Source organism: Asticcacaulis sp. (genome assembly GCF_027484505.1).
GTDB lineage: Bacteria > Pseudomonadota > Alphaproteobacteria > Caulobacterales > Caulobacteraceae > Asticcacaulis.
On sequence record NZ_JAIXSV010000351.1, the window covers coordinates 1 to 3,278 of the forward strand.

Annotated in this window: 2 protein-coding genes; both read left to right on the forward strand. The window is 62.9% G+C overall.

The window, feature by feature from the left end:
- Nucleotides 1–642, forward strand: a 642-nt coding sequence (locus tag Q0072_RS20705) for an FtsX-like permease family protein (RefSeq protein WP_366941866.1), incomplete at its 5' end; no start/stop codon positions are given.
- A 35-nt stretch (nucleotides 643–677) separates the two neighbouring features.
- The gene (locus Q0072_RS20710; RefSeq protein WP_298333716.1) at nucleotides 678–3,128 is read left to right on the forward strand and encodes an ABC transporter permease; all 2,451 of its coding nucleotides are present in this window, start codon (nucleotides 678–680) and stop codon (nucleotides 3,126–3,128) included.
- Nucleotides 3,129–3,278: the final 150 nt, after the last annotated feature.

Sequence of the window (3,278 nt, forward strand, 5' to 3'; positions counted from 1 at the left end):
AACATGCCCGTCGACCTGACCATTGTCGGCGTCATTCCGGATGTCCGCTTCCGGTCCCTGAAATATGGGCTGCAGCCAACCGTGATGTTTCAGGTCGACGGGCTGTACGACACAATGTCCATCCGCTTTGACGGGCGCGACCCGTCGGCGCTGCTGTCACAGGTACAGTCGCTCTGGGCCCGCATGATCAGCGACCGGCCCTTTAATGCCGCCTTCGTGGAGGACATGATCGCCGCCCAGTATAATGAGGAACGGGTGCAGGCCACCGTCTTCGCGGCCTTCTCCGGCCTTGCCATCCTGGTGGCCTGCTTAGGCCTTTACGGCCTGTCCGGTTTCGCGGCCCGGCGGCGGACCAAGGAAATCGGTCTGCGCAAGGTGTTTGGCGCCACCGTGATGCAGATCGTGGCCCTGCTGGTCTGGCAATTCTCCCGCCCCGTCATGATTGCCAACATCCTGGCCTGGCCCGTGGCCTGGTGGCTGCTGCGCGGCTGGCTGGACGGGTTCGAACAGCGGGTCGCCCTGTCACCGGCCTATTTTCTGGCCGCCGGCCTGACAGCCCTGATCATCGCCTGGATCACCGTTGCCGGCCACGCCGCCGCCACCGCCATGGCCCCACCCATCAAGGCGCTGCGGCGTGAGTGAAGAGCACATTGACGGGGAACGGGATGGGGGGCGGCATGCTGTGGAACTGGCTTCTGATCGCTTGGCGGCAATTGCTGCGGCACAAGCTCTACACCGCGATCAACGTGGTGGGCTTGGCCGTGGGCCTGTCGGTTTGCATGATCATCGGCACCCTTGTCCGGTTTGAAACCAGTTTCGACGGCTATCATGAAAAGGCCGACCGTATCGTCCGCGTGAACCGCACCGAGTACATGTCGGGACAAGCCCCCTGGTTCGGACCTGTCACCGGTCTGCCCGTAGGCCCCGCCCTGGCGGAGCGTCTGCCCGATGTGGAGCAGATGGTCCGCGTTATCCAATTCCTGACCTCAGTCGAACGGCCCGATGGGCAGGTGTTCGTACAGGAAGTGTTGCGGGTCGATCCAAACTACCCGCAGATCTTTGATCTGGTTTTCCTGAAAGGTGATCCGACCTTGGCCCTGTCCCGACCGGGTGATGCTGTCCTGACCCAAAGCATCGCCCGGAAATATTTCGGCGATGGCGATGCGATGGGGCAGGTGCTGCGGCTGAAATCCGGCCGGACCTTGACGGTCACAGGTGTCATCGCCGACCCGCCGACAAATTCCAGCTTGCGGGCCGGTCTTCTGACCCCGATTGCGACCAGTGTCAGTGATCAGGCGGATCGTGAGTTTCGTGAACGGGAAGCGCAGTGGAACAGTTCCTGGCTCACCACCTATCTGCTGTTACGCCCCGGCGTCAGTGTCACAGCCTTGGAAAAGCAGATCGAAACGCTGTTGCCATCCGTGGTGCCCGACTATCAACCGCCCAAGGATGCGAAAGGCATCTACACGTTCAGCCTTTCGCTCCAGCGTCTGACCGAAATCCGCACCGATCCCGTTGCCGGGGAGCCGGGAACGCCGATGCACTTGATCCAGGGGATGCTGCTGACCGGCATGCTTGTCCTGCTTGTTGCCGCGATCAATTTCATCAATCTGACGACGGCACGGTCGGGTCTGCGCCTGCGGGAGATCGGTATTCGCCGCACGCTGGGGGCCAAACGTGCCGGTCTGGCCATGCAGTTCCTGATGGAAGCCACCTTGCTGGCCAGTCTGGCGGGGGTGCTGGCGCTGCCGGTCACCGAACTGATCCTTCCGCTGTTGAGTTTATTGAAGATTGAGGTGCCGGCCGATCCGTTCGCGGATCGGGCGCTGCTGACCGGCTTGTTGTTGCTGCCGCCGCTGGTCGGTCTTGTCGCCGGTCTTTACCCCGCCCTGGTTCTGTCGCGGATCGGTGTGGCCACGGGGGCGAAAGGCATGCCGGCGGCGGGGGGTGGGCTGCGTACGGCCCTTGTCGTGTCGCAGTTCGTCATTGCCATCGTCCTGGCTATCGGCGCTCTGTTCATCCTGTTTCAGACCCGGTTCGCCGCCACGCAGCAGTTGGGCTTCGACCGTGAAAATGTCCTGATCATTCATCGTCTGCCGGCAGACGGCGGGGCGACCCGTTACGAGGCCTTACGGGATGCATTGGCCCGTGTCCCGGGTGTCAAGTCCGCCGTCCTTTCCGCCTGGGCGCCAGCGACGGGATCGAAAGCGACCATGGGCTTCCGTCTGCCCGGTCAAGCGGCGACGGTGCACCTGCGTAATGAGCCTGTTGATTTCGGCTATCTGGAAACGATGGGGGCGACCCTGCTGGCCGGGCGCCTGTTCGACCGTGCGCATGGGCCTGACACCATGAGGCTGGCGAATGAGCCGCATGAAAGGGCCGAGGCGAACATTGTCATAACGCGCGCCATGCTGGCAAAGCTTGGTGCCCAAGACCCTGCGGCGGCACTTGGACAGCAGTTGCGCGGTGGTGTCGTTGGTGAACCCGCCCGTCAGCAGGTCCTGACCATTGTGGGTGTGGTGGAGGATTTCCGGTTCAGTTCCGCGCGCGTCGAAACCGAAGCCGCCCTGTTTGTGGTCGATCAGTCTCAGTTCGGGACAGCACTGCTGCGGCTGCTGCCCGGTGATCAGAAGGCGACATTGGCGGCGGTGGAGGATGTCTGGCGCCAGCTTTTGCCAAACGACCCGCTCTACCGCTCCTTCCTGGATGAAAACATCGACCGCCTGTACGAGGCTGACGCCCGCCACGGCAAGGTCATCGCCACCTTCGCCAGTCTGGCCGTCATCATCGCCTGCATGGGCCTGTACGGTCTGGCGGCCTTCACGGCGGAACGGCGAACCAAAGAGATCGGTATCCGCAAGGTGCTGGGTGCCAGTGTGGCCGACATTGTGCGCCTGCTGGTCTGGCAATTCTCAAGGCCGGTGCTGCTGGCCAACCTGATCGCCTGGCCGCTGGCCTGGTACGGGGTCAGCCTGTGGCTGGAAGGGTTTGTCAGCCGGATTGTGCTCAATCCATTGATTTTCATCGGTGTCGGTTTGGCGGCCTTGGTCATTGCCTGGGTTACCGTGGCGGGTCACGCGGCGCGGGTGGCGGTGGAAAAGCCGGTCCGTGCCTTGCGTTACGAATAGGGGACAGGGCGATGCTGAAGAACTGGCTGATGGTGGCGCTGCGCAATCTGATGCGGCACAAGCTGTACACGGCGATCAATGTGCTGGGGCTGGCGGCCGGGCTGGCCGCGGCGCTGCTGATCATGGTGTTCGTGCGCCATGAACTGTCCT

Coding starts and splice junctions, on each gene's coding strand:
- Q0072_RS20710 (WP_298333716.1), top strand. CDS start 678: ATGCTGTGGAACTGGCTTCTGATCGCTTGGCGGCAATTGCTGCGGCAC.